The organism is Comamonas sp. B-9 (assembly GCF_000410635.1).
GTDB lineage: Bacteria > Pseudomonadota > Gammaproteobacteria > Burkholderiales > Burkholderiaceae_C > Comamonas.
In genome coordinates, this window is sequence record NZ_APCR01000074.1 from 1 (window position 1) to 6,967 (window position 6,967).

Here is a 6,967-nt window from a genome sequence, read left to right on the forward strand (position 1 = left end):
AGGGTCTTGGTCACTTCAATACCGGCGGTCAAGCGCACCAGGCTGCTGGCCATCGTCACCGGGGCCGAGGCATTCAAAGGCACGGTCACCGGCACATTGGCTGCCGCAGGGCCCCAGCTGTAGTTCGCAGGGGCTGCAGGCAAGGGGCCTTCGGCCACCACACACTGCGCACCTGCAGGCACATTGGCAATGGTCACTGCAGTCGCCGTTGGGTAGCCCGTCAACGTACCGGAGTACACCGAGCCAGCGCTGGGCAGGTCACAGGTCGCCGTGTAGCTGAAGTTGAACGGACCGGGCACATCGGCCGGCAACACCAGATCCTTGGTGATCGTGATGCTGCCCAGCAGCGCATTGAGCGTATTGGTCACGGTCACGGCCACATCGCCGTTGGCAGCAATCACCACGGGCGCAGGCGCCGAGGGGGCCGCCCATTCGTACGAGGCAGGGGCCGTGGGCAGGGGGGTGTCTTCGGTCACCGTGCAGTTGGCAGTCGCGGGTAACTCGTCAATCGTCACCGAGGTGTTGCCCGGGTAGCCGATCAAGGTCGCAGGGTAGCTAAAGCCAGCGGTGGGCAGGTCACAGGTTGCGGTAAACGCAAAGTCAAAAGGACCGGTCACACCAGCGGGCAGCACGAGCGCCTTGTTGATGGTCAGGCTGCCCTGCTGGCGCTCGGCAAACAGGTAGTCCACTGCCGTTCCGCCCGTGGGCACCACGATGCCGCTGATGCTGCGGTCCACCGCCGTGCCGGACGCTGTGCCATTGACGGTACCAGGGGTGGCACCGACGGCCAGCCACTGCGCACCGGGGGCGATGCTCAAGGTCCAGGAGCCGCTGGCGAGCCCGGGGAAGTTGGCCTGGCCATCGACCGTGGCGCCGGGCGCAAAGCTGTACACGCCCGAGGCGTCGGTCACCGCGCTGTGCGTTTCACCCGCCGTGCAGGCAGGGCCGGCATCGCAGGTCAGCGTGGCCGTGATGCCTGCCACGCCGGCTTCACCGGCGTCCAGCGTGTTGTTCATGTTCAGGTCGTTGAACACCAGACCCGTCAGGCTGGCAGCTGCCTGGCCACGCAGCTCGACCTGGCCGCTTGCCGTCAGCACCAGGCCCCCGGGGCTCAGCTCGCGGCCAAACACGTCGTTGTACAGCTCGGTGGTGGGCGCCAGCGGCGAGAGGCTGCGCATCGTCAGGTTGGCAATACCGCTGTAGCCCGGTTGCAGCGTCGAGCTGGTGGTAAAGCGCAGCGCCGTCACACCGGCGGGAAAGGCACCGCCGGCGTAGGCTGTCCAGGCCACGCCGGTGGCCGCATCTTCATTGCCAGGGGTTTGGACGGCAGCACGCACCGTGGCCGCAGCCGTGGTGGTGTACTCGATGCCGATCGTGCCCTGGCCGGAGCCGCCCATGGCGGCGGTGGCGCTGACCATTTGCAGCGGGCCCAGGCCCGTGGTGCCACGGTCGTCACCATCAAAGGGCAGCACATCGACCATGCGCAGCTGGCCCTTGGCCGTGCTGGTGGCATTGCCAAACGAGATCGCATAGGTAAAGGGCTCGCCGGCGGTGATGCGGGTGACCGGGTTGGCCGGGTCGCTGTTGTCGACCGTGCCGCCACTGACCAGTGCCTTGCTCATCTGGAAGCCGGCAACGCCCGAGACCGTGGTGCTGACCCGCTCGGTGCGGTCTTGCAGCAAGGCGGCCGGCACGATATTGGCCACACCGGTGTAATCGGCAAAGCTCAGGTCATTGTTGGCTGCGACCAGGCCCACCAGCGGGTAGGTGCCCACCGGAGAGATATAGGCCGCCTGGGCCTGGAAGGTAATGGCCGGGTGGGCCGTGGCATGGCCCTGGTACGGGGCCGGGCCCACCGCGCCACCGGGTGCGGCCAGGTCACCCAGGTTCAGCACCAGCTTGGCGGGCGCGCCATCATCGGCCGTACCAGGCAGGCCGTCGCCGCCCAGATCGGCAGGCGTGAGCACATAGGTTGCTCCGGGCGGCAAGGACGGCGCAATCGAGCTTTCCAGCGGCTGGATGTAGGTGTTGGGGAAATCGATGGTGATCTGCACATTGCGTGAGACGCCATTGACCCCGGGCGTGGTCGCGCCAATGGTGGTGGGCGTGACGCTGATCGGGAAAATATCGCCGGGCGAGACGCTGCCGGGCAGCGCAATGCTGTGCCGCACCAGCGCAGAGGCCGCCTGCACATAGCCGCCACCGTTGGCACCAACGGTGCTGCTGTTGCCGTCAAAGGTGGAGTACACGCGTCCGCTGGCCGCCGTGAAGTACTGGGAGAACCAGGGCAGTGGTGCATCATCGGCCAGCGCCAGCGAGGTGGCGCTGCTGCTGCGCTGCAGCGGCAGCACCAGACCCAGCGTTTGGCCAGGCGTCAGATTGGGGATGTACGCGTAGCGCACGCTGGTGATGGTATTGGGCGGCAGCGATGCGTAGTTGCTGGTCCACAGCGGATTGCCATCACCGGCGACCCCGCAGTTGGCCGCGCGGCGCGCCGCATCATCGGCATAGGGCTGGGCCGAGTACTCCATCACCATATTGGCGGGCGCCACATCGGGCGACAGCAGATTGGTTGGCTGGTAAAAGACAGCCAGGTTGCTCAGCTTCAGGCTGGCAGCCGCACGCAGCTCCAGCAAGGCCGGGTTCCAGGCGACGCAGGATTGCGCATCGGTGGCAGGGTCTTCGGAGGTCGGCCGGTTGCCCACGCCCATCAGCGCATTAAAGGCCTGGCCAGGCACCACCTTCTCAAAGTTCTGGGTGTAGCCATGGCCATCGCCGTAGATCAGGTTGACGTTGTCATACACCGCGCCACCGCTGATGGCCAGCTGCAGGGTCTGGGTACGGCTGACCGTTGCACTGACACAGGTTTGGGTATTGTTCGCGCCAGCCGGGCAGACATAGCCGGGCTGGTAGCCTGGCGCTGGCACCGCATTGGACTGACCGCCCAGGCCCAGTGGTGCAAAGTTGACCAGCTGCGCCGTGATGGGGCTGTTCTGGCCTGCCGGGAAGTTCGGGATCTCGGGCACACCAATCAGCACCGTCAGCAAAGCCGTGCTTCGCCATGCAGCATCGAGCCCACCCACCGCTGCGGCATCGAGGAAATGCGTGGTGGGGTTGGCGATCTGTACGGTGATATCGTCTCCAGGCGCGGACTGGCTACAGGTAGCGCCAGCGGGGCAGGTACGGACTACCGCGCCCGTTTGCACCTTGATGGTGACGGACACCGGGTTTTGCAGCGCCTCATAGCCCTTGAAGTTGCCACTGGCGGGCAGCAAGGCGCCCAGGCTGATGGCCACCGGCATGCGCCGCTCCCACACATTGGAGCCTGGCGTGGTTTCCGCACGCAATATATTTGCAGCCTCCACACGCACGCGGGTGTCGGTTTTGGGGGTGGCAGATACGGTAACCGGCGCCGACGTGGCCGACGTGGCGCCGGAGGCGGCCGTCAATGCCACCGAGGCGCCATTGGCCACATTGCCCACCCAGCTGAGCACCTGGAACGACTCCACGCCCGCACTGCCAGGCTGGCGGTTGCAGGTCAGCACGGTTCTGGCTGCGTTCAAGCTGCCGCCGCCGGGGCCATTGCAGACGCTGGCAGCAGTGGCGGTGGCATCCCAGCGCATGCCCGCGGGCAAGGTCGCGGTGATCACGCCGTTGCTGGTGTCCGAGGCGTTGTAGCCGATGGTGTAGAGGACGGTGTCCTGGCTGCGCACGACGCCATTGGTAGGGCCGTTGTCATTGCCAGGGTTGTTGTTGGCGTCAAACGGGCCGCTGCCATCGGCACTGACCACCGCGCTGGTGATGGTAATGGCGGCATGCGCCGGGCCGGCCAAGGCGCACAGCCCCGCCAGCGCCAACAGCGCCCTGCCGATAACCGCGCCGCGCAGGGCGCCTCCCGTGGGCCGGAGCGCCGGCCCTTGCGCCTCCCAGCGCGCACGATGCAAATAATTTTTTATCACATCAACTCCATTCATTGGAAATATCAATATGTACAGATTTTAATCACCGCTGCACCCAAGCTAGCACCTCTTACAAGTGCTGGCATAAAAACCACTAATTCCTCCATAGTTTGAAAAAATTGACATTCATCCGATACAAACCCCACAAACCAGGGTTTACGTGGGTGCGTTCGCATCGGCTTTTCGCTGCGCAGTTTTTTCCTGCTATGGCCCCGCAAACCCAGTACAGATAAGGGCTTCTGCCGCTGACATTCAGCGTCGCGTAACCGCGATAACCCAGGACATTGCGTTAACAATTAGTCGCCAAATCGGTACCACGGTAGTTTTGATTTATTTCGTAACTATTGGTTTTTTATGCATGCAACCCACAGCATTTACCGTTTATCAGCACGCGCACAAAAACTACCATTTCTTGAAAAATTTGCTGTATTAGCAATGCTCTAGGCACATGCAGACTTTCATAAGTTCTGATCAGCAAGGCGTCAGATATGACTGGCTAGTTATTTAATTAATGTCTTTATCTATATGCTTTTGATTTGTTAACTTCTGACAACCAAGCGCTGTACCTGAGTGAGGCCACGGGGCTCTAAAACCCTGGAAATGCACCGCAAAAATCGCATTGGACGCTTGCCAGCTCACTGAACCGGAATGCGCCCCATGCGCTACGCAAAAACCCGCGCCCGCCCCGCCAAACCCTGTAGCTCCCAGGGTTTGGCCGCCTGCAGCCAAGGTATTGACGGCCTTTTTTCGCCCCCAGGCCCAGCAGCAGCGCCAGCACAGAATGCGCAATTAACATAGCTGTTAATGATTTGATTCATTGATTTATTAGCATAAAGCTATAATTTAAGTGCATGTGTCGCCGCATGCCGCCCGGTCTCTACAGATGGCGGCCCAGACACGCGTCTTTCAGGTCAGCGGGCAGCGGGTGGGGTACCGCCCAGCCATCGCCGGCCTGATTCCCCGTTTCATCCCGGGTGGTGAGGTCACCGCCCGCTTTGCGCTGCCGCTGCCTGCGGGTCGTACCGATCCGCCCCTCGCAGGCAGCGCAACCCGCCCCTTCTTTCTGCCATGTACCTCTTGATCATTGCTGTCAGCCTGTTGATGCTGAAAATCTATGAAATTCCACCGATAGATAGCTGGCCATGGCCCCATGTGCTGCTGCCCTCGTTGCTGGCCCTGCTGTGGAAGCTGTGGGCCGACTGGTCCGGCTACACACGCCGGCGCAGCCGGGCGCGGCGCGCCCGCAAGCAATCGGCCCGCTATGTGAAAGACAAGGACCTTTTCAAATTCAACGCGACCCGGTCCCGCGACAGATAAGAGCGGCCCACACCGCCCCGGCAAACCCACCCCGTGTTTGCCCTGGAGACGAGAGGCGAGCCGCTGGCGGTGCCACAAGCACCGCCGGGCCTGGCTACCGGGCATGTGTGGGCCACTCAGCGCCGGCTGCATACCGCGCAAGGTATGCGCCATTCCCCCCACGCACTAGAAGAAGTATTTATGCTCACCTTGATTGGCTTAGCCATTGTTGTTGTCATCGTCGCCTTGCTGCTGAGCGAGAAGGTCTCGCCCGTGATCAGCATGGTGCTGGTGCCCCTTGCTGGCGCCCTGATCGCTGGCTTCAGTACCAGCGAGATCACCGGTTTCTACCGCCATGGCATCAGCTCCGTGGTGCAGGTGGTGACCATGTTCATCTTTGCCATTTTGTTTTTTGGCGTGATGAACGATGTGGGCCTGTTTGACCCGCTGATTCGCGCCATGGTGCGCATCACGCGCGGCAATGTGATTGCCGTGGCCGTGGGCACGGTGCTGATCTCAGCCATCGCTCAGCTCGACGGCGCAGGCGCCTCCACCTTCTTGCTGGTGGTGCCGCCTTTGCTGCCGCTGTACCAGCGGCTGAAGATGAGCCCCTACCTGCTGTTTTTGCTGCTGGCCGCCAGCGCCGGCGTGGTCAATATGCTGCCCTGGGGCGGGCCGGTGGGCCGCGTAGCGACCGTGCTGGAGATGGATGCCGTGGCGCTGTGGCGCGAGCTGGTGGTGGTGCAGGGCCTGGGCCTGGCCTTGCTGCTGGTGCTGGCGGTGTTTCTGGGCCTGCGCGAGCAGCGCCGCATCCGCCAGCAGGCGCTCAAGGCCGAGCTGGCGCAAGCCATGCCTGCTGCGGCGTCCGGCTCTGTGCCTGCATCTGTGGCCTCATCGGCGCCCGCATCCGCTCACCCCAGCCATGTCGACGAGCTGGCCGCTGCACTGCAGCCCCATGCCGCCACCGAGCTGGCCATCCAGGCCGCAGCAGCCAAGGCCGCCGATGAGGCGCGCACGCAGCTGCTGCGCCCCCGGCTGCGCTGGGTCAATGCGCTGGTGTTTTTGCTCACCCTGGCGGTGCTGGTGATGGGCGTGTTCCCGCCCGGCTATACCTTCATGATTGCGCTGTGCGTGGCCCTGGTCATCAACTACCCCCAGCCCAAGGTGCAGATCCAGCGCATCAATGCGCATGCGGGCGGCGCCATCATGATGGCCAGCATCATCTTGGCGGCCGGCACGTTCCTGGGCATCCTCAAGGAGTCGGGCATGCTCAACAGCATTGCGCGGGCCTTGGTCGATGTGCTGCCAGCCGTGCTGCTGCCCTATATGCACCTGGTCATTGGCGCGATCGGCATTCCGCTGGAGCTGGTGCTGAGCACCGATGCCTATTACTTTGCGCTGTTCCCGGTCGTCGAGCAGATCACGTCGCAGGCGGGGGTGCCATCCACCTCGGCAGCCTACGCGATGATCATCGGCAGCATCGTGGGCACCTTTGTCTCGCCGTTCTCGCCAGCGCTGTGGATGGGCCTGGGCCTGGCCAAGCTGTCGATGGGCCAGCATATCCGCTACTCGTTCTTCTGGATCTGGGGCTTGTCGCTGTCACTGTTGGTGCTGACCTGGATGCTGGGCATCATCTGACCGGCACGGCGCCAGCCCTGCCCCAGGGCAGCGGCCGGCCGTGCAACACGGCGCTGGGCGGGCCTGGGCCAGCC

General features: G+C 63.6%; 3 protein-coding genes. 2 read left to right on the forward strand and 1 reads right to left on the reverse strand.

Annotated elements, in window-relative coordinates:
- Positions 1–3,959, reverse strand: a 3,959-nt coding sequence (locus H928_RS25585) for a DUF5979 domain-containing protein (protein WP_158400420.1), incomplete at its 3' end; no start/stop codon positions are given.
- Between the two features lie 1,068 nt (positions 3,960–5,027).
- Between H928_RS25585 and H928_RS0100630 the strand changes: the two genes are divergently transcribed.
- Entirely contained in the window at positions 5,028–5,276 is a 249-nt protein-coding gene (locus tag H928_RS0100630; protein ID WP_021024739.1) for a TIGR04438 family Trp-rich protein, read from the forward strand.
- 180 nt (positions 5,277–5,456) lie between these two features.
- On the forward strand, positions 5,457–6,893 hold the full coding sequence (locus tag H928_RS0100635; protein ID WP_021024740.1) for a CitMHS family transporter: 1,437 nt from the start codon (positions 5,457–5,459) through the stop codon (positions 6,891–6,893).
- Positions 6,894–6,967 lie beyond the last annotated feature (74 nt).

What these genes read in the sequence shown, in the direction of transcription:
- H928_RS0100630 (WP_021024739.1), top strand. Translation starts at nt 5,028, where the DNA reads ATGTACCTCTTGATCATTGCTGTCAGCCTGTTGATGCTGAAAATCTAT.
- H928_RS0100635 (WP_021024740.1), top strand. Translation starts at nt 5,457, where the DNA reads ATGCTCACCTTGATTGGCTTAGCCATTGTTGTTGTCATCGTCGCCTTG.